Origin of the sequence: Azomonas macrocytogenes (genome assembly GCF_014191985.1) — a bacterium.
Classification (GTDB): Bacteria; Pseudomonadota; Gammaproteobacteria; order Pseudomonadales; family Pseudomonadaceae; genus Azomonas; species Azomonas macrocytogenes.
On sequence record NZ_JACHXI010000003.1, the window covers coordinates 1 to 25,614 of the forward strand.

Here is a 25,614-nt window from a genome sequence, read left to right on the forward strand (position 1 = left end):
GGCACCAGTGCGAACAGTCCGATGGCATAGCCGAACTGAGTTGCAGTGGGTACAAAGCCCGTTAGCTCCCCAGGTAGATCTTGCTCCAAAATACCCAGCATGGGTTGGTTGTAATAGATGTTCGCTACCGCAAGTCCCGCGGAAGCGGCCATCGCGAAGGTGAGCCCCGTGCTGATCTTCGACGAGACGCTTACTTCTTCCTGAAGCACAGAAATGTTGCTCATAATTTGCCCCTGCGCGAACACCCATTCCACCAGCGTCAGACATTGATGCTGTGAGGGAGCCGTGATTGCGGAGCTAATATGGAGCCATAACGAATTTTGCTGTAGACGTACAAATTGATACGGCAATCTAACGGAAAACGGGATAATGAAGCTTGAAGACATTGAGGTTTTCGTGGAAGCCGTGCGCGTCGGCAGCTTGGCCGGCGCCGCGCGTAGGCTGTCCCTCAGTTCAATGGCAGCATCCCGAAGCCTCAACCACCTCGAAACGGAGCTCGGCGTAAGGCTGGTCCATCGGACCACGCGAGCTCTCTCACCGACGAGTGACGGGGAGGTTTTCCTTCCTCATGCGCAAGCCTTGCTGGAAGGTAAGGCGAATGCTCTGGCAGACTTACGGCCAGACGGGAGCGGCCTTTCGGGTCATCTGCGTATCACCGCTTCCGCGGCCTTTGGCCGAAAAATCGTAGCGCCGATGCTGTCCTCCTTCATGCTCCAGCACCCAGCACTACATGTCGACTTGCTGACGACTGACGAACAGGTCGACATTGTTGGGCTCGGGATCGATGTGGCGATCCGTATTGCCCCACTTCGGGATAATCGATTAATCGCGCGACGTCTCTCTGACAACCCTCGTGCGCTTTGCGCAACACCGGCCTATCTCGCCGCACATGGACATCCCAAGACGCTTGGGGACCTCTCATCTCATAACTGTCTGCTCACGATGGGAACATCGCATTGGTCGTTCGTGCACGACGGAAAGAGTCTGAGGCAGAAAATCACCGGCCGCTTCTCCGCAAGCTCAATCGAAGCCCTCTATCAGGCTTGTCTTGGCGGCCTCGGCATCGTCAACCTTTCGCGGTGGTACGTTGATCCAGCCCTCAACGAAGGACGCATCGAACAGATCCTCCTGGAGGACGCTGAACCCGAACCACTGGGAATCTGGGCGGTTTACCCTACCTCCCGCATGGTACCCCCCAAGGTTCGTGTGTTTGTGGAAGCCTTGGAAGGCTACCTCAACAAGCAACCATTATGGCGTGTCATTAACTGAGGCAAACGGGTTCTACTCCGTTAGCACGGACACTTTCGAATAAGCTCATGCTGACCTGAAGGAGGGTTCATGTCCAAGTGCAAGAAATACAGTCCCGAGTACAAACGGGAAGCCATTGAACGGGTTCGTCGCTCAGGTACCACTTGCCAGCTCACCTTGAACATTGTCCAGATCGAACTCGATGCCTGAAGGCCGCAGTGCTATGTAGCGCACCAGGAAAACCACCGGCCCACCGGGGGGGCTTTTCAGCGTTCATGACGAGCTCGTACGGTGACCGGATACGCCAGTGGACTAGCGCTGCCGAAGCGTGCCGTCAGTTTTTGCACCTCGTGCAGCAATGGCTCATGAGCCGTACGGCACCCCATAAAGTCGGCGAAACCGAACAGGCCGGCGGAGCAATGACGATCATCGTCCCAGCCAGGGTAATCGAGCACGGGATACAGGCAAATCCCTTCGATTGGCACGTTTTGGGCCATAGCCTGCATGACCTGCTCGCTCACGTACGCCAGCCAGGGCACGCGCAAAGAACCTTCTGCACCGGTTTCGGATAACAAAATCGGCCGTCGATAACGCTGATAAATCTCACTGAGCATGCCCGCGAACGGCCGGTAGTAGGGATCCCCTAGCAGAATCCGTTCGCCGCCGTGGAACCACTGGTTATGGGGGTAATAATTGACCCCAATAATGTCCAGGAACTCGGGGCGTCCTCCTAGGCCGGGCCATTGCATTCCGGCCAGCAAGTCCCAGGCTTCGTACTGCGCAAGTCTATAGCGCTCGGCATTTTCGATTTGGTCGGCGCGCTTGTTGGGGGCGATGACATGAATGGCTGGATCGGCCTGGACGAACCGGGCCCGATTATCCACGGCACGGATCTCCTCGATAGCAGCGATGCTGGCGCGCACCAACTGATGCTTGAGCTCCATAGTCCTGCCGGTAGTCGTCGGGTTGAAATAGGCAACGTCACCACCCGCCCAGGCCCAAAAAGAGATTTCGTTAATAGGGGAATAGAACGGCACCGCCGGGCTTTCCGCGCGAACCAGCCGCGCCACGGCACCAGCGTAACGCGCAAAGCGCTCAACGAAGGCCGGACGCCAAATATCGATGTCATCCGGCAGGCCGTAGTGGCATAGATCCCAAATCACCTGCACCGACTGGGCATTGGCCGCCCGGAGCATGGGCAGGAAGCTGCTCCAGTCATAACGGCCCGGGCGCTGCTCAATCAGGTGCCAGCGTAACCCGTCGCGCACGCAACCCAGTCCGACACTGGCCATGTTTACGTAATCCTGCGCGACCCAACGGTCATGTCCTGTAGCGGCGATGAGGTCCAGGCGTCGTTGATCGTTGCGACGATGGGTCGAGCACTCGAAGCCGCCCATCATGAAGCTATCGAAGATGCTTGGAATATGCATTCACTCAGGCCCCGTCCGGTACAGCCGTATTGGATTGCTCTTCGCCCTGTGTTTGCTCAGCCTGCTCCAGGTGTTTATACAAGGCTAGCGCCTGCCCCACTACCTGATCCATGTTGTAGTACTTGTAAGTCCCCAACCGCCCCAGGAAGGTCACCTCTGGGATTTCATCGGCCAACGCCTTGTAACGGTGATACAGCTCAGCATTCTCCGCTCGGGGAATGGGGTAATAGGGATCGCCATCGGCACAGGGGTATTCGTAGGTCAGGCTGGTGCGCGGGTGTCGCTGGCCGGTCAGGTGCTTGTATTCGGTGATGCGTGTATAGGGCACTGCCTCGTTGGGGTAATTAACCACTGCGACTTCTTGGAATTGCTCTTTATCGACGGTGGTATGCTCGAAGCGCAGTGAACGGTAAGGTAAGCGGCCAAGGCGATGGCCGAAATATTCGTCGATCGGCCCGCAATAGACCAGGTGGGCATAGCGCAACTGCGGGTCCAGCTTGGCGAAATCAGTCTGCAACAAAATGTCGATGCCGGGTTGATCCAGCATCTTCTCGAACATTGCTGTGTATCCGTGCAAAGGCATCATCTGAAAGGTATCGGTGAAATAGCGATCGTCGCTGTTGGTACGGGTCGGCACTCTGGATGTCACCGACTTGTCCAGCTGCGAGGGGTCCAGCCCCCATTGTTTGCGGGTGTAGCCGCGGAAAAAAGTTTCATACAGCTCGCGGCCAATCTGATTGACCACCACGTCTTCGGAAGTACGGATGGATTCCACCGGTTCGGCTTTGCTCTTCAGGAAAGCCTCGGCCTGGGTCGGATCCATGTCCCGCCCGTACAACTTGTTGAGGGTAGTAAGGTTGATCGGGATCGGCAATTGCTGCTCGCCCACTTGGGCCAACACCCGATGCTCGTAGGGACGCCACTCAGTGAACCGCGATAAATAGTCGACGATGCGCTGGGCATTGGTGTGAAAGATGTGCGGACCGTAGCGGTGCACGAGCACGCCCGCCTCGTCCAGGTGATCGAAAGCATTACCGCCCACATGTTCGCGGCGGTCGATCAGCAGCACGCGCTTGCCCAGGCCGGTGGCCAGCCGCTCGGCCAGCACGCTGCCAGCGAAGCCAGCGCCAACAATCAGATAATCGTAGCCCTCAGCCCTGTCCTGGGAGCGTTCAATAGCCGTATTCAGTGTTACCTGAGGCATTCGATCAGATCCTTCATGGTCTTCCAGGTACCGTCCCAGGACATGCCTTGCAAAACAGTATCAGCGCGTTGGTGCAACACATCGAGGTCTTGGCGGTCGGCAAGCGCGGCCCGGATGGCTTCGGCAAATTCGAGGGTATCCTTGGCAATACGCACTACTCCCGTCTGTCCATACATGCGCACCACATCGGCAATGGGTGTAGAGACTACTGGGCAGCCACCAGCCAGGTATTCAGGGGTCTTGGTGGGACTGATAAAGCGAGTCGACTCGTTCATGGCAAAGGGTATTAGCGCGACGTCCCAGCCGGCCAGGTACTGTGGTAGTTGAGCGTAGCTCTTGCCACCCAGATAATGAATATTATCCAACTGTGGCAGAGTGGCCGGGTCGATCTTGACCACCGGGCCGATCAGCACGATATGCCACTGTGGATTGGCTTGGGCCAGTTCGGATAAAAGCTGGACGTCCAAACGTTCATCGATCACGCCGAAAAAGCCCAACCGCGGATGAGAGATGTCGCGCTGATCCTTTGGCTCGGCATCGGTCCGACGAGCAGCGGCAAAGTGGTCGATGTCAACACTGCTGGGTATGGCGTAGGCATTGCGGTGCTGCTTGCTTTTCGCCTCCCAGAGGCTGTAGCCGCCGGTAAAGACTACGTCGGCGCGCTTGAGTAGCTTTTTTTCCTTTTCCAGCAGATCGGACGGCGCGTCTTTAAAGGCTGACAGTTCATCCATACAGTCGAAGACCGTCACGGTGGCGCGCAAGTGCTCGGTGAAGTCTAAGCTCATGGGAGTGAAATACCAGGTCATCAGCTCCGCTGGTGGATGAGCCGCCAGGTAACCATCAAGCAAGACGCGCTGCTGCTGGCTGACCGCTTCGGGGGACAAGCCGGGGCTGACGTAGGGTACAAGCACAGTCACGCCGCTGGGCTGAGCGGTTTCCTCGAGCCAGGGCGCTCCCCTGTCCGACACCAGCGGCTCCTCGAAAAACAGCACTATATAGTCCCGGGCAAAGCGCGACATGATGTGCTGAGGCCGTTGGTAAACAAATCCCCATCGTAGATGAGATAGGCATAAGAGAGTGGGACGTTGGGCAAGCGATTCTGTGTAGTGGTGGATTTCGAAGGTGCCAATGGCAGCCTTATCGTTTTGCTGCTTCTCAACACGGGTCATACACGGTCCTTATTATAAAAATTTCCACGCGGCTACCCTTCGGGTTACATCATCCCATTCTGTCTAAACTTGAAGTCCTCCCACTCAGTCAAGTTCTATAACCTCGTTGAATGTATGAGCCAAGCACAACGTCGCTCGTTCCAGTTAGTTGCCTTTAAAGGCGACGGAATGCGCATATCGCAGATGAACCTGCCGGAACTTGGCCAGCGCCGGCGCTTTCCTTACTTCATGAGCCGTTATTTTTGCGACCCGACGCTACGCCTGGAAGAGCCTCGGATTACGGCTTCAGCTCGACCGAAGCCTTACGATCCGTAGGACTTCTGACACAGGCATTCTCTTTTCAGGACAACGGACATGATTCTAGTCACGGGGGGGGCAGGTTACATTGGCACTCATGCGGTCTTGGCGCTCATGCAAAGTGGGCATGACGTGCTGGTGCTGGACAATTTGTGCAACAGCACACGGTCGGCACTGGATCGGGTGGCCAGCCTGGCAGGGCGGCGACCGCGTTTCGTTTTGGGCGATATACGCAACCGTGCCTTGCTGGATAGCGTCTTCGCGCAATTTCCCATCGAAGCCGTAATGCACTTTGCCGGTCTCAAGGCGGTCGGTGAAAGTGTTCGGGAGCCGTTGCGATACTACGACACCAACGTCGGCGGCAGCGTCAACTTATGTCAGGCGATGGCTCAGGCCGGCGTCTTCCGCTTAGTCTTCAGTTCCTCCGCCACAGTCTACGGGCAGTCGAAGAAGATGCCCATCAACGAACACTGTGCCTTGGGCCAGCCCACCAATCCGTACGGACAGTCGAAACTAATGGCCGAACACGTCATGCATAGCGTGGCCGAGTCGGACCCGCGCTGGGCCATCGGTCTGCTGCGGTATTTCAACCCGATCGGGGCCCATGCTTCGGGCCTGCTGGGAGAGGCGCCGAAGAGCGTTCCTAACAATCTGTTGCCGTATCTGCTGCAGGTCGCCACCGGCCAGCGCCCGTCCCTGCCGGTCTACGGCACCGACTATCCGACCCCGGACGGCACGGCAGTTCGGGATTATATCCATGTAGTGGATCTGGCGGGGGCGCATCTCAAGGCACTGGACTACCTAATGAATCACACCGGCATCTCGGTGTGGAACGTAGGCACAGGGCTGGGCTATTCGGTGCTTGAGTTGGTGCATGCCTTCGAACATGTAAGCAAGGTCAAAATTTCCCTGAGCTTCGAACCCCGCCGTCCAGGCGATATCGCTCAATGCTGGTCTGACCCGACACGGGCGCGCCAGCAGTTGGATTGGGTGGCTACCCGCGACCTGAACTGCATGCTTGAAGATGCCTGGCGTTGGCAATGCAGAAATCCTGAAGGCTATGTGTTGGATACCCTGGAGCTAAAGATCAAGCTTGCGGACAAAGGCCACTTCTACAAAAGCAGCGCCTTCAAAAGGGCAGTTGGTTCTGCTCTGTTCCGATGACAGGCAATCACCTCTTACGTGAGGATCCATGGCTCAAGTTTTTATAAACGAACCACAACCACGTACGTCATCCGAGCAGAAATACAGTGATCGAAAGTTTCCATCAACGGCGCTGAGTGGGCGCTATAACCTCAAATTTTAAGATGTTACGCAAATAGCGCAGCCTTAGTTGCTTTCCATTTATCTGCTTTACTTGAACTATTTAAATAAAAAATTTCTCTATTTTTATATTCCATACGGAGAAAAGAAATGACTAATAAAAAAGATAATTTGCTGGATTGGCTGCGAGATGCACATGCCATGGAACAACAGGCAGAAAAAATGCTGCAAGGTCAGGCATCTCGTCTTGAACATTATCCTGATCTAAAATTGCGCATTGAACAACATATCCAAGAAACTAAAGGCCAGATACAGCTACTGGAAAATTGCCTCGATAGGCTCGGTAGCAAGCCCTCTATATTCAAAGACATGGCAGGTAAACTCACTGCATTTGGCCAAGCAGTAAGCGGTATGACGGTAAGCGATGAAGTAGTTAAAGGTGCAATGAGCGGCTATGTGTTCGAAAACATGGAAATAGCTGCATACACCGTTCTGATTGCCGCTGCAAAAACGATAGGTGATCAAGAAACGCAACGGACTTGCGAACAAATCCTACCGCAAGAAGAAGCCATGGCTGACTGGATTAAAGCTCATCTACCAGAACTGACAGAGGCCTTTCTCAATCGCTCTGCTTCTTCTGATCTCGAAGCTAAACGATGAACATACCTTTAAAATATTAACCGGGGCAGAAGGAGACAACCCATTACAATCTTCATGGTAATGGATTGCTAAAGTGGCGCGATGTTTGTTGAAGGGTGAAAGGGTCGCGCCGCCTTGATTTAAAGGTTTTTAATCAATAAGGAAGTTCATGCCTGATTGACTATCAGCTATCACTGATAAGTATTTATCTGGAGACAGATAATGAGGCATATGCAACCCAGCTATTTGAAGGAAAATGCTTAATTAAAAGGACACTCTGAGTAATATCAGATAGGAGACAATAATAATGTTTGTCCACAATAAGCAGCTTCAATATACCGTCCGTGTGGCTACTCCTAATCCAGGGTTGGCCAATCTCATGCTGGAACAGTTCGGCGGAGCACAAGGCGAACTAGCCGCAGCCATGCGTTACTTCACTCAAGGTCTGGCCGAAGACGACGCCGGCCGCAAAGACCTGCTGATGGATATCGCGACCGAAGAGCTCAGCCACCTAGAAATCATCGGTTCGATCATCGGTATGCTGAACAAAGGTGCCAAAGGCCAAATGGCAGAAGGCGTGGAAGAAGAGGCGGATTTATATCGATCGCTGACCGACAATGGTAACGATTCGCATATTACGTCTCTCTTATACGGCGGTGGTACTCCATTGATCAATTCAGGTGGAGTGCCCTGGACATCGGCTTATATCGATACTATCGGCGAACCGACTGCCGATCTGCGCTCCAATATCGCGGCCGAGGCTCGCGCTAAAATTGTCTATGAGCGTTTGATCAATGTGACCGATGATCCTGGAATCAAGGACGCGCTAATCTTTCTGATGACCCGTGAGATTGCGCACCAGAAATCTTTCGAGAAAGCCTTACACTCCATACAGCCGAATTTCCCGCAAGGTAAGCTGCCCGGTAAGGCTGAATACGCCAATATCTATTACGACCTGTCGCAAGGTGAAGAAAATATACGCGGTCCATGGAATGAGGGCGCGGAATGGCAATTCGTCGACCATCCCCAACCCGCCGTAGATGGCGGTGACGGTCGCGCAACGGTTCAACTGGCTGACCGGGATTTTCAAGTCGTACAGCAAATGGCTAGCCGCACCCTGTCGAATCCTTTGAGCAATCCTGTTACGGGTGCTGATCTTGGTTCAGATATAGCGAATCAACAACATCATTAATGATGACGGTAATTTAATTCAATTACCGATGCAGGATGCAGATAGTCGATTTATCTGCCTCGTGAAGTAAATACGAGGCAGTAAATTAAAAACTATAGCTACTCAATCGAGTAGCTACTTATATTGGCTATTGATTTAAAGTTTTTATCATGCAGAGGACTTCTATGCGAGCTCTGACTTATCACGGCATACGCGATGTTCGTGTAGATACCGTACCGGACCCCATCATTATTGATGCAGATGATATCGTGCTTCGAGTGACCGCCACCGCTATTTGTGGTTCGGATCTTCATCTCTACCGGGGTAAAATACCTACCGTTGAACAGGGTGATATTTTCGGTCATGAGTTCATGGGGATTGTCGAAGAGACCGGTCCAGATGTGACTGCCGTAAAGAAAGGTGACAGAGTGGTGATTCCCTTTGTCATTGCGTGCGGTAGCTGCTTTTTTTGCCAACAACATCTATATGCTGCCTGTGAGACAACCAATACTGGTCGCGGCGCCATTTTGAACAAAAAGACCATTCCACCTGGCGCAGCCCTGTTTGGCTTCAGCCATTTATATGGTGGAGTGCCGGGTGGCCAAGCTGAATATATCCGCGTACCTAAAGCCAATACCGGACCCTTTAAAGTGCCGGGTACCTTATCCGACGAGAAAGTTCTATTTCTATCCGATATCTTGCCTACGGCTTGGCAAGCCGTAACCAATGCAGAGCTTAAGCAAGGCTCGAGCGTTGCTATCTATGGTGCTGGCCCTGTAGGACTGCTATCGGCAGCCTGTGCGAGAATGCTTGGCGTAACGCAGATTTTCATGGTTGATCACCACCCTTATCGACTGGCCTATGCGCAACAGACCTATGGCGTCATTCCTATCAACTTCGATGAAGACGACGATCCGGCAGACACCATTATCAAACAGACTTCGGGAAGCCGAGGGGTGGATGGAGTCATCGATGCGGTAGGATTTGAAGCTAAAGGCAGTACAACGGAAACCATACTCACCAACCTCAAACTGGAAGGAAGCAGCGGTAAAGCCTTACGGCAATGTATAGCCGCTGTACGTCGGGGAGGCGTAGTCAGTGTACCTGGTGTTTATTCAGGCTTCATTCATGGGTTCTTATTTGGTGATGCCTTCGATAAAGGCCTGACTTTTAAAATGGGACAAACTCATGTTCAGCGCTTTCTTCCCGAACTTCTGCAATATATCGAGCAAGGCGCTTTATCGCCCGATGCTATCATTACGCATCGTCTATCACTCGAACAAGCTGCAGAAGGGTATAAGATTTTTGATAAAAAAGAGGAAAATTGCCGTAAAGTAATTCTTATACCCGGATTAATTTAAGAATTATTTATATTAGATATTACTAATTATCTTGGGTTCCACCTCGTAACATGGACACTTTTGAGTAAGCTCATGCCGAGCCGAAGGAGTGTCATGTCCGAGTGCAAGACCGCCAGGATCGCCAGAATGCGTCGTAGAGTCGCTCGACAAGATTTGAAGTCTTCAACTCTTTCAAAACCGCCCATGAAAATGGGATAGAACCCAACGACGGTTGCAGCTAGATGGATGGTGCCAAGGAAGTTGCAGGCAGTCTTGTCATAGCGAATGGGGCGGCAGTGTGATCTGGAACAGCGATGACGACCTGGAGCTGGCCGCCGACTGACGCCGAACAGCACCGCCGAAGCATTGGGCTCCGTCGCCGAATGCTGGCTTATTTAGAAATACTTGTGCACTTGAACGACTCTGGCCCATTGCAACACTGCACTTTATTTGTAGTTGGCGTTTGTGCAGTGGCTGGGAGTTTTAGTATCGCGGGATAAAAGCATTCCCCAGTTTGATGAGCGTTAACATAATCAGGCGGCGAGCGTAAGTTAACTTTTAACGTTGTATCAGATCTTTATCTGAGATCCCTTCCATTGCGTGAGTCATGTTCAATATATTTTTCAGGCTTTCCAAACCCTCGCTAACCGGAGAGGCCAGCATCTGATTTGGTAGTTGTTGTAATACAGCAAGAGGCATGAGGCTCAGTGTCTGGTTGCTCCAACTACAGGCTGCTGGCGAGCCACCTATTCGCTCGGCCAGGTACAGACGGGTCCGCGTGACTATCTGGTCAAAATCGCCAAGCCAAGCCGTAATCCGGATTTGCAAACCAGTCTGTTCCCAGGTCTCTCGTGTTGCGACAGCCTGTAGTGATAGTCCTGTTTCCTGGCGGCCAACAGGGAAACCAAGCCGAGCTGAGCTATAGAGTTCAGCTTGATGGATCGCCCAGATGCGCAAATCAGGTTCAAGAATAAGCACACCTGCCGCTGGCTTTCGATTCTCCAGATGTTTCATTGGAGGTTCGACAAAGCCTCTGTTCATGATGGAAAAACGTTCCCATTCCAGAGTGGTTTGCGGATGGTCTTTCCAGGGTATCAGTGGCGGAGTGTCGAGCTTTTCAGAAGGCTCTTGGCCCAGTGTAAAGGTGATCGAAAGGCCAGAGACAACAGAGATCGATTTCTCAGGTTCGTTCGAACCGCCTTTCCGAATGAAATTACTCATGAATGACCAGCTTTAAAGAATTAATTCATTAGTTCGATTCTAGACAGGCCTGGCTTTGATAAAGCTGTCTTTAAGATAAATCCGATTAATGATTTTCGATTTGTGACGGATATCACAGTGTTATCGGTGTTGCGGTCGTCCCACGATGATTCTGAAATTGCGCCAGTAGGCTATATAGCGCAGTACCGAATGCCATCGGAGGTGGGTTGGCCTCGGTAAAAAGTAGACAGACGTTAGCCGCCGCCCGGCATAGATCCGGCAGCGATCCATGGAACACGAAGGCATCGTCTAAAGTCGTGACAAATCCTTAAAGAAAGCAGTTGCGGCCGGCCAACTCTGCCAATTGGCATGCCAGCGAGCCAGCGCCCAGGCTGCAAGCAGCATTCGTCACTCTCTAAGGGATATAAGGCCTTCAATTCGGGGCAAGGCGATACATACCGGCAAAGCCTGAGTGCTGGAAGTAGAGTAGGCGCTCGCGTCAGCCATTACACACTAGACGAGTGATAACGTCGCGAGCGCGATGCAGGGTCTGTTGCGATGTACCGAGAACTGTTTGCATCTCGCGGTTGAAGGCATTGATCCATTTCGTTCTTTTGAACGGAGTAATTCATAGCCATCTCCTTGCGACTCGATATGCCTGATTCGATTGCCGCATCAGGCATGGAATGTCCCGGTGCCAGAGTCCCCATTCTGGCTTTTTATCGATGTGGTGTCAGGATTAGATCTTCCAGTCAGTCGAATACCTCGGCTTCGGCCAAGGGTGGACCCAACTGATCCTTGCCGGACAAGCAGGGTGTTTCAGCGAACGGCCAATCGATACCGATAGCCGGGTCATTCCAGGCGATACAGCGTTCGCAGTCGGGTGCGTAGAAATCCGTGGTCTTGTAAAGGAATTCCGCCGTCTCGCTCAGGGTGACGAAGCCATGGGCGAAGCCTGGGGGAATCCATAGCTGGCGCTTGTTGTCAGCAGAAAGGATTTCCCCGACCCAGCGCCCGAATGTCGGTGACGAACGGCGAATGTCGACAGCCACATCGAACACCTCGCCTTGCACTACACGCACCAGCTTGCCCTGGGGGTGAGGCGGCAACTGGTAATGTAGCCCGCGCAGCACGCCACGCACGGAGCGCGAGTGGTTATCCTGGACGAAGTCGGGTTGCAGCCCAGTAGCCTGCGAGAAGGCCTGGGCGTTGAAGCTTTCATAAAAGAACCCACGCTCATCGCCGAATACCTTCGGTGTAAAGAGCACCACCTCAGGAATAGTCAGTTTGTCGGCTTGCATCAGTACACCTTCTCTTTCAATAAGCTCAACAGATACTTTCCATAGCCGTTCTTGACCAGCGGCTGGGCCAATCGCTCGAGTTGGGTAGCGTCGATCCAGCCGGACCTGAAGCAGATCTCCTCCGGACAGGCGACTTTCAAACCCTGGCGTTTCTCCAGCGTGGCAATGTATTGCCCGGCTTCGAGCAAGCTATCGTGCGTTCCCGTATCCAGCCAGGCATAGCCGCGGCCCATGATCTCCACATGTAAGGCCTGCTGCTGCAGATACAGACGGTTCAGGTCAGTGATCTCCAGCTCGCCACGCGGAGAGGGCTTGATCTCGCGAACCAAGTCCACCACCTGCGCGTCGTAGAAATACAGGCCCGTCACCGCATAGCTGGATTTCGGCACAGCCGGCTTTTCCTCCAGCGACAGTACCTTTCCGCTATCGTCGAACTCCGCTACGCCATAGCGCTCGGGATCATGCACGTGATAAGCGAACACCGTAGCGCCGGATTCACGCTGCGTCGCACTTTCCAACAATGTTTGGAAGGCGTGCCCATAGAAAATATTGTCACCCAGCACCAAGGCTGACGGGTGGTTTCCGATGAAGTCCGCTCCGATCACGAAGGCTTGCGCCAATCCATCCGGGTTGGGCTGGACAGCATATGACAGGTTAATACCCCACTGGCTACCATCACCGAGCAGTTGGGCAAAGCGTGGCGTGTCCTGTGGGGTGGAGATGATCAGAATGTCGCGAATTCCCGCCAGCAACAGAGTGCTCAGTGGGTAGTAGATCATCGGTTTGTCGTACACCGGTAACAACTGCTTGGAAACCGAGAGCGTAGCCGGGTGCAGGCGAGTACCGGACCCGCCAGCGAGGATGATGCCTTTGCGTTCCATCGAGTGAATATCCTTATTTAGCGAGAATTTCATGCAGCATGCGCTGAATCCCGGATTGCCAGGGTGGCATGCGCACATTGAAAGCCTGCTCCAGCTTGCTGGTGACCAGGCGCGAATTACGAGGGCGGGGCGCCGGGGTTGGATAGGCCTCCGAAGGAATCGCTCCGAGCTTGTCAGCAGAAACGCGCAGTTGCATACCGGCCCGCTCGGCCTCACTCAGCACGAAGCGGGCAATGCTGTGCCAGGAGGTTTCGCCGGCTGCCACCAAGTGGTAAATGCCGGACAGGGCCGCCCCAGCAGCATCCGCTTGAAGTACTTGGTGAAGCGCCAAGGCGGTCACATCCGCAAGCAGATCGGCACCCGTAGGGGCACCGACCTGATCGGCGACGATATCCAGCGTCTCGCGCTCCTGGGCAAGTCGCAGCACGGTTCGGACAAAGTTGTGACCCCGCGAGGCATAGACCCAACTGGTACGGAAAATCAGTGCCCGCACCCCACTGGCCAGGATCGCCTTTTCACCTGCCAGCTTGCCGCGCCCATAAGCCGACAGCGGCCCGGTCGGCGCTTCCTCTGTCCAGGGCTGCGTTCCCGAGCCGTCGAATACATAATCGGTCGAATAATGCACCAGCCAAGCATCCAGGGCTGCCGCTTCACGGGCCAGCACAGCCGGTAATTCGGCATTGAGGCGCTGTGCTTGCTCTACCTCGGTTTCCGCCTTGTCCACTGCAGTATAGGCCGCCGCGTTGACGATCACTTGAGGCGCCAGTTCACGAATCCTGGCGACCAGCCTGTCGGTGGTAGCCAGATCACCCGTCTCCTCGCGGCCCAAGGCCAGCAGCTCACCCAGCGGCGCCAAGGCTCGCTGCAACTCCCAGCCGACCTGCCCATTCTTCCCTACCAGCAGAATCCTCATTCCCGTGGCTCCTCATACTGCCGCTGTATCCAGTCGCGGTAGCTGCCGTTCTGTACGTTGGCCACCCAATCCTGGTTGGCCAGGTACCACCGCACCGTCTTGCGGATGCCTGTCTCGAAGGTTTCGGCCGGCTTCCAGCCAAGTTCGCGCTCGATCTTGCGCGCATCGATGGCATAGCGGCGATCATGTCCGGGACGGTCGGCGACGTGGGTAATCAATTCGGCGTATCGCTGCAATGGCTTGCCAGTGACGGAATGCTGTACATGGCGCGCAGGGGCCGGCGCCAGCTCATCGAGCAAGGCGCATACGGTATGCACGATGTCGATATTGGCCTTCTCGTTCCAGCCGCCGACGTTATACGTCTCACCGGTTCGACCAGCCTCCAGCACCCGGCGGATGGCAGAACAATGATCCTTCACATATAACCAATCGCGAATCTGCTGGCCATCGCCATACACCGGCAATGGCTTGCCGGCCAGGGCATTGACGATCATCAGCGGGATCAGTTTTTCCGGGAAATGGTAGGGGCCGTAATTGTTCGAACAATTAGTGGTCAGCGTGGGCAAGCCATAGGTGTGATGGTAGGCGCGTACCAAGTGATCGCTGGCGGCCTTGCTGGCCGAATAAGGGCTGTTCGGCGCATAAGGCGTGGTTTCAGTGAAAGCCGGATCGGCTGGCCCCAGGGTGCCGTATACCTCATCGGTGGAGACATGCAGGAAGCGGAAGGCTTGTTGCTCCTCGGCCGCTAAGTCGTTCCAGTAGGCTCGTGCCGCCTCCAGCAGGCGGAAGGTGCCATTGACGTTGGTATGCACAAAGGCTTCCGGGCCATGGATCGAGCGATCCACATGGGACTCCGCAGCAAAGTGCACGACTGCGCGTGGTCGGTGCTCGGCAAATAGGCGCTCGAGCAGCGTTGCATCCGTGATATCGCCATGTACGAAAACATGCCGTGAAGAATCGGCCAGCGAACGGAGATTTTCCATATTGCCGGCGTAGGTCAAGGCATCCAGGTTGAGAACAGGCTCGGTAGTGCTGGCATGCCACTGCAGGACGAAATTGGAACCGATAAAGCCGGCTCCGCCGGTAACGAGGATCATAATGTGCTCTGTCGTTGGTTAATGGGTTGTTTTTAAAATCAAAAGATCAGGGTGTGTCATCGATTATTCCCACGTTGCAACAGGGAAATAATCGATGACACGCCCTATAGCGCTCACAATGGCTCCACATATCCATTGCCCAGTACCACTTCCTTGAGCAAGTCCAATTGGGCTTCCGCGCGTAACAACTGTTCATGCATTTGCTGCTGCTTTTCCTGCAAATTCTGAATTTGCTCTGCCTGGGCTGCGATAAGGCAGTTTTTGTCATTGAGAGAAGAAGGTTTCTCTATCTGAGCGAGCAGATATGGGAGTTGGCTGGCAAGGGAGCAGGGAGTGATATCCAGCACTAGCGCGCAGCCCGGTTGAATGGAGGCCAGAATGTCGTCAGGCAGGGCGATATCGAATCGTGGATCGTTATTCAAAGTGAAGAGAGTATGGGGCTCGGCATTCTGCTCGCGGAAAAAAGCCACGCCGACTATATCGGTAAAAGAATCTTGATCTCCTGACCATTGCCAAAGCACATCTTCCTCGGCGTTGAGCAGATACATGCCGTGCAGGGTGATAGCCAGTGGCCTGTTCGCGATGTCCAGGCGCAGACGGGTGACTGGCTTCAGGTCATCCGGAAAGTAGAGACGAAGCCTCTGAGTTTTGCCCTCAGATGAATACCAGGCTTTGGTACTGCGTGCTTCGGAGTATCTTAGGGGTGTATCTTCTTGCTCTTGTTTCTCGCTCCAAAATACCTGAGTATTTATATTGATGTCGGACTTTACATATAAGTCGGTATAATTTTCACGATAAAGTTCAGCATGTTTATTCGCAATATATAATTCTCTAGACTTGGCTTCATTGTTTTTTATGTGAGTGTCAATAAGGGAGCCTCTTCTGATTCTGTAATGAAATAGTTTCTGATTGATAAACTTAAATTTCCAACCTTTTTCATACAGGCTTAACCAGAAATCCCAGTCCTCATGGGTGAAAATATCTTTTGATTCATCCATTCCTCCAACACTTTGCCAAGCCGTTTTACGTATAAAAGAGCACATATCTATATAGTTTGAGGCTAAAAGCTTTTGAATGTTGAATCCATTTGTTATAAACCCAGGGCGGCTCCCATCACCAAAGAAAAAAGCATCCGCATACACAATGCCTAATTCAGCATCATTCATCAATAAGTCTAGAGCTATGTCTATGTATTGTGGTGTGATTTTATTGTCGCTATCCAAAAATAAAAAATAGCTTCCACTGGCTGCTTTGCAGCCTGTATTTCTAGCAGACGCAGGACCTTTGTTTTCTTGGTGAAGAACTTTGTATAGCCCGGTATCTTCAATTGATTTCAAAATCTGCAAAGAATGATGGTCAGTGGAGCCATCATTTATGATGATGATCTCGTACTCATATTTGCCTGAATAGGCAAGAATACTATCAATCCCTTCATGTATATATAGTTCAGCGTTGTAGTATGGTATTATTATTGAGATGTCAACCATTTTCTATATGTCCAAGAGTGTTCTGAAAGCCCCAAGGGTTTCGCTGTTCCCTATAATTTACAAGATATAGGTTCCATGTTATTTCGCTTGAATACTTGGGGCACTCTACTCTCTCCTTACATTGAATGTGTAAGGGTCTGTGGCTGCAGAATAATAGTAAGATTCTGTCAGATTAATTCTAATCTTACAGTTCAATCCTGCCCGAACAGGTCCCGGGTATAGACCTTGTTGCGCACATCCATGATTTCCTCTACCAGCCGGTTAGCCACTACCACGTCGGCCAAGTGCTTGAACTCGTCGAGATCGCGGACGACACGAGATTGGAAGAAGGTTTCTTCCTGCAGGACGGGCTCGAAGACGATGACCTCAATGCCCTTGGCCTTGATCCGCTTCATAATTCCCTGAACCGAGGAGGCACGGAAATTATCCGAGCCGGCCTTCATTATTAGCCGGTAGATACCTACTACCTTGGGTTGACGCTTGAGAATTGACTCAGCAATGAAGTCTTTGCGTGTGGTGTTGGCGTCGACGATGGCACTGATCAGCGTTTGCGGTACATCGTAATAGTTGGCCAGCAACTGCTTGGTATCCTTAGGCAGGCAATAGCCACCATAGCCGAAAGACGGATTGTTATAGTGGCTGCCGATGCGTGGGTCCAGCCCAACGCCCTCGATGATTTGTCGCGTATCCAACTTATGTATCTCGGCGTAGGTATCCAACTCGTTGAAGTAGGCCACCCGCATCGCCAAGTAAGTGTTGGCGAACAATTTGATTGCTTCAGCTTCGGTAGGGTCGGTGAACAACACCGGCACGTCCTTTTTCACGGCGCCTTGTAGCAGCAGATCGGCAAAACCCCGCGCCCGCTCCGAGCGTTCGCCTATCACGATACGCGAGGGGTGCAGGTTGTCGTACAGTGCCCGGCCCTCGCGAAGAAACTCCGGAGAAAAAAGAATGTTGTTGCACTCGGACTCCTGTCGCATCCGTTCAGTGAAGCCCACCGGAACGGTCGACTTGATCACCATCAGTGCCGTCGGGTTGATCGACAGCACGTCATGGATCACCGCCTCGACCGACCGGGTATTGAAGTAGTTGGTTTCCGCATCGTAATCCGTGGGCGTGGCGATAATTACACAATCTGCATTCCGGTAGGCATCCTCCTTATCGAGCGTGGCACGTAGGTTCAGCGGTTTATCGCGCAGAAACTCTTCCAGTTCCGGATCAACGATGAGGGATTGACGTCTATTAAGAGACTCGACTTTTTCTAGAACGATGTCCAGCGCCACGACTTCATTGTGTTGGGCGAGCAGTACGGCGTTTGAAAGGCCGACATATCCTGTGCCGGCGATGGCTATTTTCATTCTTAACTCCATAGATATAATGATTTGCTATAAAAGGTTTTATATAATTTGACTTATAGATGAGTGATTGTTAGACAGCAGGACCGATTTTTTAATAGCTTTGCTGAGGCTACATATATATAGCCACCACGATGCGCATAGCGCTCACTAGATATTATAATTTCACTCACACCGCTGCATGAATAGCGAATTTGGTGACCTTTGAAGGTTAATTCTAATGCATTTTTACTTAAGGATAGTTTGGATTCGTCTTGTCCATCTCCCTGAAAAATAGGCCAACGGAGTTCAGTATTTTCGATGGGGCCATTAATTTCGTATTGGATATGTACTTGACGATTACTAAGTTCGTAATCTTCTGTAATTGAGATGGAGTTTTCTTCTTTTGACTGATATTCGACATGTAATCTGGTTATTTTCGAGTCTACTACGCTTGAGTATGCCTTGGTTTCAATTTGGGATGAGTCTGGGTTAAAGAAACTTTCTTCTTGTTTTAGGCGTTTCCAAACAAGACCGAATGCAAGGCTGCTGCTATCTGTATTATCTAGATGATAATGTCTAGATTGAACGGAGCCTTCAGAGATTGGTAGTGATGGATGCAGTCCAAGAAACTGAATTCTGACAAGACCTCGTGGAGTTTGATGAGGATAACCCTCTTTAGTAATTTGAATAGAGGTTCCAGAGGAATTGGCAATGATGCTGTTAAAAGGCTTTGGTAGATTCAAGTAATAACCGCCGTATTCAGTTGGGGTTATTCGCTCCTCTATTGATTCAGTTTCTAGTCCATGCTCGTATGCATAGCCAATAATGGTAAGAAGTAGAAGATTGTATTGAGAGTGAGACGAGTAGGCTTCATAACCATGCCGAAGCAATGGGTCTACTTTATTCTTTACAATCCAGTATTCACCAGTCGGGCGCTTCCATTCTTTCAGTGAGGAAAAAGTCCTTCTGGCGGCTCGTTTAAAAACTCCTGCAATTAGCGGTAATCCCCGTCGTGACCAGCGTATTGCAGCTATTTCAAATATTAATATCTGTAAGGCGTCTCCCCATAGGTGTAATCCGCTTCTCCCTCCAATCGGTAGTGCTCCAGTAGGGCCTTGCATAAATAGACTAGTTATAGCACCTCTATCCAAACTTTCTTCTATGGCTAGCTGGTTAGGGCCACTAAATCCAGCTTGTAACATGTCATATAGCCAAGCTCGTGGGAAAATATCGTAGACAAAAGGTCCTTCTGAGTATAGACCAAACTCGTTATCAAAAAGGCGGCCTTGTGCAAGCAAGGAGCTCCATATAAATTCTGACGAGTCTCTTAAGCCTTGCCGAACAAATAAATATTCACCTGCAAGAGCTTTACAATTCCAGTTTGAACCAGGTCCGGCTGATCCGCCTACTACGTGTCGGTATATATCAAAGGGATCCATCGCAAGTAGTCGAGATTGCCAACGTTTTTGAGTCTCCTGATCAACTTTATCTTTCAGAATTGCATACGCATGTGCAAGCGGCGATGGATAAAAATCTTCATGGGCAGTTGCGGCTTCTCGTTTAGCAAGTGACTGACTAGCCCACTCAAAAGCTTGGATAGCAGCGTTGAGAAGTTTAGAGTCATTTCTCTTGCTAGCGATTAGCCCAGCTGCAAATGCAAAGCAAGGAGTTGCATATTGGAATTCTTTTTTAAGATAAGGGTCGATTATTGCGCCATACTCGTTTTGATAGTTTATAAAAAATCGTATACCTTCCTCAATCGCTTGGAGATAGTCTGTACATCCTATATTGGTTGGAGAAATATATGGTTTTGGTGTGGGGTTACTAATAAAATTAGAAAGTAGTGAATGCGGGCCGTTCTCTGACTCTGGTAATATTTTCCATTTGTCTTTAAAGTAACAGTCCTTATTCATTTTTATCGGTTCTAATTCATCGGTTTGCTCTATCTCAATCCTATTAATTATCCAGTTGTTGCACGGAGAGCTAAATTTGAAATCTATATGGTTCTCAGTGCTCTGTACACAAAAAGATATTGTATTGTATACATCCAGTCGTGTTTTGATGGGGGGAATTGAACTGTTGAGTCCAGTTACTTCGATGATAGTTATATGGTCAGCGTATAAGTTATCTCCTATTGTTGCTATGATTTTATACAGTCCAGGTTGGATACGAAGCCGAAATGTTGCTGGTTCAAGACCAAGAGCAAAATGACGTAGCTCTGGTGAGGGCTCTTGGCGGTCACGATCAAAAATTTGATCATAATTCTTAATCCAGCCATATGATTTTATTTCATCAAGTATTGTTTTCTTTGAAATAGGAAAAATGTTTGAGTTGAGTGTTTTTTCGCTGCCAAAGCGAAAATCATACAGCTTTTTTCTAGAAGTCATATTGCCTGCTTGCTTTACTTTGGAAGTTATGATTTTATGTAATATGAATTTAATTTTTGAAATTAAATAGTATCTCTGCAATATTCCAGTTAATAGCATCTGAAAATTTCAATAGTATAGTTTTTGGTTGCTCCTCGAATATGCATTCAGTAGTCATTGTAGTCTATTATGCTAAAATGCTTTTAGTGATTGAAATCCTCTTTGATTATTATGCTTCCTGAAGTATCAGGGATGTTTTATAAGCCCTGAAATCCTTGGCTAGCTGTAACTAGCCTAGTTTTCTTGAAAGTTATAAAGTGTCTAATGCTTTCAATATGTTAGACTTTTTAAGTTAAGTAGCGCCTCTTGACCTAGGTGAATACTATTCCCGAGCGAGGTATGATTTTGTGTGGCATAAATTTTAATATCCTTTATTGTTGATGTGAAGGACATTATCTTTGTTGTAGGGATTTCTAGCTCGAACCCACAATTAATTTCTAAATTGGCATGATGCTTGATTACATCAGGTCTGTTAATGGTCTTGATGTCTTTGATAATGATGAGAGCTTCATTATTTATTACGATCCTGAAATGCTTTAGGGTATTACCGAGATTGTCAGCCCCCCATCCAGATAGTCTTAGGGTTTGGTTCTGAAGTGAAATATGGTCTATATTCCCTTTAACGTATTCGTGTGAGGAGGTTAATGGCTGTAGTCCGAAGGCTTTAGCAAGTGCTTCTAATCGCGAATAATCTTCAGAAAAAATATCTTGTGCTGCTACGAGATAAGACTCATATGGCCAAGCTAATCCAAGTTTTTTGAATCTTTTTTCTAGGCAATTTATTTTCTGATGAGATATTTTTGTGAACTCTGATAGATAGTCTTTTTCGGTTGCTAGGAAGTATTTGATCATGTGAAGTCCGGGGCCATCGTAGTTTTTAAGTGAGTCAGGCTCAAATGATTTTACTCTGAGTTTTAATTTTTCTTTGGCGTGCTCGCGTAAAATTTCGAATGGTTTATTGTGAAAGTGGAATTGGATTAAGGATGTATGATGCTCTCCACCGCTTAGTCGACTTTTACCCCAGTGAAACCCAACATCCATACTGTCAAATGTTTTTGATCTAAAAAAGCACTTTCTAGTAGATTGTATTTGAAACGAGTTTTTATTTATTGGTGAGTTAAAGCATTGCCATTTAAATAATAAGACATCTTCTGATTTTATATGATATGCAAGTTCTTTATCGATATCTTCACGCTGACAAGAGTATTCTCCATTCGCATTTAATACGCCGACAAATTCATCGCAGTCGAGTGGTATGAAGAAATCATATTTTTCTTTACTATCTAGCTCGATTATTTTTCTGCCAATAATTTTTCCTTTATTTTCGAAGTCGGTGGGTGTGTTAAAGTCAAAAAAGAAATTTACTCCTTTTTTGGTGAATTCATTAGATATTATTTTTATTTTTTCATCTGTAGAGCCGTTGTCGAATATGTAGAGATTTTCAAATCCAAATATGTCTCCATGATGAATTATCCATTTTTCTAATAGATCTATTTCGTTCTTTTGCATCATTAGGCAGGCAATGCGCATTTATAGTCCACCTGTAAGTGTTTGGTGAGATATTTTTTGGGTTCTAATATCTGCTATTTTTTGATAGGTTGTGGGGTTTTTTAAGTTGAATAAATTGAAGGCTTATGGTGGATTTAATTACAGATTTATTTGGATATTTATATCATCCTTTTTGAGCATAAGCATATTCACTTATATTGGTTCCTTTTGAGTCATTATTATCTGTATCGATTATTTTTAGATTTAAAGAGATCATTAAAATAGGAAATATCCTTTCCATCGCATGTGCAAAAGTTCCATCGGTTTGTCCGGCTTCCAGCTCGAAATCATCCTCTGCCACCAGCTTGTAAAGCGGTAGGAGGGAAATGGTACGGCAAAAGAACATCGTGCCAGCAATAAATGGAAGGTCGAATACCTGCTCCTGACTTATACCAAGCCTGGCGGCAAGTTTTAGAACATTCTTCTCGTTCGATCCCCAGTAGGAGTCCATGGGAAGGATATGGCCTGCCGGGCCGATCATGCCAATTTCTGGCACTTCTTTGAATAGGTGTTGGGCACCTGTCATGCTACTTATCAGTTTTTCATAAAGATCGTCGCGCCATTTGTCGCCATCATCTCGATGCTTGGATTTTTTTGTATGTAGTTTGAGAATGGTACGGTGATGGCCATTGAAGATGTGGGGAAGTATCTTGAAGAAAGGAAGAACATCCCGTCCTCTGTTTGTCGTGGGAAGAAGCAGATGCTCGAAGCCCGATCTGGCAAGAATATTTTCAACTTCCGACGCTTTATCTTCAGGACATGTGACAAACAGCTTTAGCTGGGTATTGCCTGTCTTTTTCAGTCGTTCGATGATTTCTTCCAGAATATCTGGATAAAAGGAGTGAACCACTACTGCAAGCGTATCGTTATCGACGGACGGCTTGTGCTGTTCCAGGCATAGGCTTGCTTTGAGCAAGGCGTTTCGTGTGGCTTCCAGATAGGCGAAGCCGTAGCGAGCATCCGGCTCAAGGTGCGCACCTTCGGCCCATTCATTCCAGGCATTGACAAACACCAGGCGGTCTGTGCCCTTCCAACGTTTTGAGGTATCGGCAATCGCATTGAATAGCCAGTTCTGATATTGGCGTGGAGAGCTTCCGTACAGGATCGAGCCTTTCTTTTTCTTTCGCGCGGTATTGTCCCAAGAGGGGCACACTCCTCGGAAAACCGGATACTCAGGCGTTATATAGTCTTCGCTGCGTTTGACCAAGGTGCCCCAGTCATAGATGCTGCCGGCAAAGTCTTCGTTTATGCCTTCGATTTGGGCGGTAATGTTTGGTATTCCAGTATTATTTGGTGGGAACTCGACAACTGAGTCATAACCATATTCATATGGAGGGGTTTTTTCAAAGGAGTGTGTCAACGCCAAATGGATTTCGCCTATGCCATTTTCACGGCACCATTGCCTCCAGAATTTCCCGGTTCCCATTGGGTCAGGGAAAAGACCGGGACGATAGATAATCACGAGCGGTTTTCCACCAATCCTGATGTACCGGCTATCTTTCAGGTACGGAGCCAAGCTCTTGATAAAGGCCAAATCATCTTCGGGACAATGGTTCTGCCCCATCAAAATGTCATTCTCCAAGCCATCCCAGCGTCTGCTCCAGTTTTCATTAGCCCAGCAAAGGCAGAAGGGAAGATTGAGAGACTTGTCGTTGAGATAGTTTTCCACGGGCTTTTCAAGCAGGCGTTTGCCACCGAACCAATAATAGTAGAAGCAAAAACCTCCCACTCCATAGTTTTTGGCAAGCTCGACTTGTTTCCGCTGGACCTCCGTATCAAGCAGGTTGTAATAGCCAAACACATCCGGCTCGTGTGGCTGATAATGACCTTCGAATTGTGGTTGTGCGGGTTTTACGTTTGTCCATTCAGTGAAGCCTGTACCCCACCATTTATCGTTTTCTGGTATCGCATGAAATTGCGGAAGGTAAAAGCAGATAACCTTCGCGGGAGTTTTGACTTCAATGGAGTCAATTTTGCGATAGGGGACGTATTGTTGATCGATTATTTTTTGCTCGGTGGATATTTGGGCGAGATCCAAGGGAAGTGGAAGCCTGCCTTCATTCACTCCTTGTACGGCATAATGAATAAATGGGTTTGCACCGAAGTTCATGACATCAGGATTCGAGCGCTTATAGTAGCGTGTGTTGAATTTATTGCTTGGATTGAAATTTTGTTCGATGCCGAAGTTGAGGTAGTGGTCAAGTGCCTCGTTGGTAGTTATGTTTAAGGAGTATTCATTAATATACCAATTCGCATCAAATAGATTCAGCGTGTTAATTTTTCCCAGTGTATAGTCATCCAGCTGGGCTGAGTAACTTTGAGATGAGCCACTATTGGATAGCGCAACGGTGTTTTCTATAGGCAGTGGCTGTCTACCCTCGTTGACGCCTTGCGTAGCATAATGGATAAATGGATTTACGCCGGAGCTCACGATGTCTGGATTCGAGCGCTTGTAGAAGCTTGTATTAAACCTGTCACTCGGGTTTAGGTCTTGCTCGATACCGTGGATAAAATAATGCTGAAGTGCTTCTTGCGTAGATATATTCAGAGAATATTCCTTGATATACCAGTTTGCATTGAACAGGTTCAGCTTATTTATTTTTTCCAGTATATGTTTATTGAGTTCGAATTTAACTTGAGGTGGTTCTACAGCGCTAGTAATGAGCTCTACGGTAGCACTATCACTCAAAGTTTTCTGGTTTTCCGGTCTATATTGAACGAGCGTGTCACTTTCTAAGTGATATAGGCTGGGATTTTTTTGTTCCTGCAGTAATTGAGCAAGCTGAGGTATAAAAATGCTGGCCAATTTGGCCATGGCCTGTGATAGAGATCTGGAGGTAGTATTTTCGATGCTATGTTTAAGCTTCAGAATATTTTTTTCTTCCAAAGCGTGACTGATAAGTTCTCCGCCAAATCGTTGCTGTACTGCCGTACTGGATGCTGTTATACCATCAAATTCTTTGGCAAAGTTGAGAGAGATTTTTAGCCACTCTTCGCTTTTCAATGATGACAGACTAGGGTAAGCCTGGTTCTCGTGGGTGTATGTATCAAGCACACCGGTCAATTCTAAATCTTCAAGTAGAAGAGCCTCATCATCGATATCGATCAATACCTTCGCATTCCAGATTATTTTGTATAGTGTGCCAATTAGCAGTGTTCTGACGCAAGGATTGAAAAGGTGCAGACTATCGAATGGAGAGCTGGAAATGAAGTCTATGACTTTATTGAGAGAATTATTATCATCAAGTATAGCCAAGAACCGATTGGGCTTCGATGCACTACCTGCCCGTGCGGCCTCTTCTTCGGGATGGCCTAATTGGCTGGAGATACCAATCAATTCTATATCGGCGAAGTCATTATAGATATTGGTAAATGCATGAATTCGGCCCGACCTGCCATCTACGAGTGATGTACTGCATATGGCAATACGCAGCCTGGATACCTTGTCCCGCTGGTGGCGGTACTTTCGTTGTGCCATGCGGATATTACAGGTAAGTATTTTGGCAAGTTCAGGTGTGTTGCGCGCAGCGTACATATAATGCGCAATAGCTGTTACATAGTCTTTGTTGCGTGCTGCGATATTACCTTGGGTTAGTGAAGAGAGTGTTTGAAGTGTGGTCATGAGGTTCCGAAACTCAGATAAAGTTATTCTTTGCGTTATAC

Annotated in this window: 19 protein-coding genes and 1 pseudogene; 6 read left to right on the forward strand and 14 right to left on the reverse strand. The window is 49.4% G+C overall.

Features of this window, described 5'->3' with window-relative positions; genetic code table 11:
- Positions 1 to 224, reverse strand: a pseudogene (locus FHR87_RS04020) (MFS transporter); the annotation flags it as partial.
- Positions 225 to 369: 145 nt separating this feature from the next.
- Here FHR87_RS04020 and FHR87_RS04025 point away from each other — a divergent pair.
- Complete coding sequence (locus FHR87_RS04025) at positions 370 to 1,269, forward strand: LysR family transcriptional regulator (protein ID WP_183165439.1); 900 nt, start codon at positions 370 to 372, stop codon at positions 1,267 to 1,269.
- A 245-nt stretch (positions 1,270 to 1,514) separates the two neighbouring features.
- On the opposite strand, the gene FHR87_RS04030 is transcribed toward FHR87_RS04025, so the two are convergent.
- From FHR87_RS04030 to FHR87_RS04040, 3 genes are read right to left on the reverse strand one after another with little or no spacing between them, the layout of a single operon-like run.
- Complete coding sequence (locus tag FHR87_RS04030) at positions 1,515 to 2,678, reverse strand: glycoside hydrolase family 1 protein (protein ID WP_183165440.1); 1,164 nt, start codon at positions 2,676 to 2,678, stop codon at positions 1,515 to 1,517.
- 4 nt (positions 2,679 to 2,682) lie between these two features.
- Positions 2,683 to 3,882 carry a UDP-galactopyranose mutase gene (gene glf, locus FHR87_RS04035; RefSeq protein ID WP_183165441.1) on the reverse strand — a complete coding sequence of 400 codons (1,200 nt, stop codon included), beginning with the start codon at positions 3,880 to 3,882 and terminating at the stop codon, positions 2,683 to 2,685.
- Positions 3,870 to 5,051: a glycosyltransferase family 1 protein gene (locus tag FHR87_RS04040; RefSeq protein ID WP_183165442.1), complete on the reverse strand. Its 1,182-nt coding sequence runs from the start codon at positions 5,049 to 5,051 to the stop codon at positions 3,870 to 3,872. The genes glf and FHR87_RS04040 overlap by 13 nt, the downstream gene beginning before the upstream one ends.
- A 168-nt stretch (positions 5,052 to 5,219) precedes the next feature.
- Between FHR87_RS04040 and FHR87_RS04045 the strand changes: the two genes are divergently transcribed.
- The 5 genes from FHR87_RS04045 (at position 5,220) to FHR87_RS04065 (ending at position 9,782) form a co-directional block, all read left to right on the forward strand.
- Positions 5,220 to 5,366: a hypothetical protein gene (locus tag FHR87_RS04045; protein WP_183165443.1), complete on the forward strand. Its 147-nt coding sequence runs from the start codon at positions 5,220 to 5,222 to the stop codon at positions 5,364 to 5,366.
- Positions 5,367 to 5,405: 39 nt separating this feature from the next.
- Positions 5,406 to 6,512 carry a UDP-glucose 4-epimerase GalE gene (gene galE, locus FHR87_RS04050; protein ID WP_183165444.1) on the forward strand — a complete coding sequence of 369 codons (1,107 nt, stop codon included), beginning with the start codon at positions 5,406 to 5,408 and terminating at the stop codon, positions 6,510 to 6,512.
- Positions 6,513 to 6,761: 249 nt separating this feature from the next.
- Positions 6,762 to 7,271: a ferritin-like domain-containing protein gene (locus FHR87_RS04055; protein WP_183165445.1), complete on the forward strand. Its 510-nt coding sequence runs from the start codon at positions 6,762 to 6,764 to the stop codon at positions 7,269 to 7,271.
- Between the two features lie 286 nt (positions 7,272 to 7,557).
- The gene (locus FHR87_RS04060) at positions 7,558 to 8,442 is read left to right on the forward strand and encodes a manganese catalase family protein (protein WP_183165446.1); all 885 of its coding nucleotides are present in this window, start codon (positions 7,558 to 7,560) and stop codon (positions 8,440 to 8,442) included.
- Positions 8,443 to 8,606: 164 nt separating this feature from the next.
- Positions 8,607 to 9,782, forward strand: a complete 1,176-nt coding sequence (locus tag FHR87_RS04065) for a zinc-dependent alcohol dehydrogenase (RefSeq protein ID WP_183165447.1) — start codon at positions 8,607 to 8,609, stop codon at positions 9,780 to 9,782.
- 537 nt (positions 9,783 to 10,319) lie between these two features.
- Here the strand turns inward: FHR87_RS04065 and FHR87_RS04070 are convergent.
- The 10 genes from FHR87_RS04070 to FHR87_RS04115 form a co-directional block, all read right to left on the reverse strand.
- Positions 10,320 to 10,982, reverse strand: coding sequence for an NUDIX hydrolase (locus FHR87_RS04070; RefSeq protein ID WP_183165448.1), 663 nt, complete (start codon positions 10,980 to 10,982; stop codon positions 10,320 to 10,322).
- Between the two features lie 731 nt (positions 10,983 to 11,713).
- Positions 11,714 to 12,262 carry a dTDP-4-dehydrorhamnose 3,5-epimerase gene (rfbC, locus tag FHR87_RS04075; RefSeq protein WP_183165449.1) on the reverse strand — a complete coding sequence of 183 codons (549 nt, stop codon included), beginning with the start codon at positions 12,260 to 12,262 and terminating at the stop codon, positions 11,714 to 11,716.
- Positions 12,262 to 13,143: a glucose-1-phosphate thymidylyltransferase RfbA gene (gene rfbA, locus FHR87_RS04080; RefSeq protein ID WP_183165450.1), complete on the reverse strand. Its 882-nt coding sequence runs from the start codon at positions 13,141 to 13,143 to the stop codon at positions 12,262 to 12,264. The genes rfbC and rfbA overlap by 1 nt, the downstream gene beginning before the upstream one ends.
- A 13-nt stretch (positions 13,144 to 13,156) precedes the next feature.
- Positions 13,157 to 14,056, reverse strand: a complete 900-nt coding sequence (rfbD, locus tag FHR87_RS04085; protein ID WP_183165451.1) for a dTDP-4-dehydrorhamnose reductase — start codon at positions 14,054 to 14,056, stop codon at positions 13,157 to 13,159.
- Entirely contained in the window at positions 14,053 to 15,153 is a 1,101-nt protein-coding gene (gene rfbB / locus FHR87_RS04090) for a dTDP-glucose 4,6-dehydratase (protein WP_183165452.1), read from the reverse strand. Before rfbB ends, rfbD begins: the two co-directional genes overlap by 4 nt.
- Positions 15,154 to 15,266: 113 nt before the next feature.
- Positions 15,267 to 16,640, reverse strand: coding sequence for a glycosyltransferase family 2 protein (locus tag FHR87_RS04095; protein WP_183165453.1), 1,374 nt, complete (start codon positions 16,638 to 16,640; stop codon positions 15,267 to 15,269).
- Positions 16,641 to 16,831: 191 nt separating this feature from the next.
- The gene (locus FHR87_RS04100) at positions 16,832 to 17,998 is read right to left on the reverse strand and encodes a nucleotide sugar dehydrogenase (RefSeq protein WP_183165454.1); all 1,167 of its coding nucleotides are present in this window, start codon (positions 17,996 to 17,998) and stop codon (positions 16,832 to 16,834) included.
- A 53-nt stretch (positions 17,999 to 18,051) separates the two neighbouring features.
- On the reverse strand, positions 18,052 to 20,463 hold the full coding sequence (locus FHR87_RS04105) for a hypothetical protein (protein ID WP_183165455.1): 2,412 nt from the start codon (positions 20,461 to 20,463) through the stop codon (positions 18,052 to 18,054).
- Positions 20,464 to 20,673: 210 nt separating this feature from the next.
- Entirely contained in the window at positions 20,674 to 21,933 is a 1,260-nt protein-coding gene (locus tag FHR87_RS04110; RefSeq protein ID WP_183165456.1) for a glycosyltransferase family 2 protein, read from the reverse strand.
- Positions 21,934 to 22,075: 142 nt separating this feature from the next.
- Positions 22,076 to 25,573 (reverse strand): glycoside hydrolase family 99-like domain-containing protein, encoded by a 3,498-nt coding sequence (locus FHR87_RS04115; RefSeq protein WP_183165457.1) that lies wholly within the window; start codon positions 25,571 to 25,573, stop codon positions 22,076 to 22,078.
- Between the last annotated feature and the right edge of the window lie 41 nt (positions 25,574 to 25,614).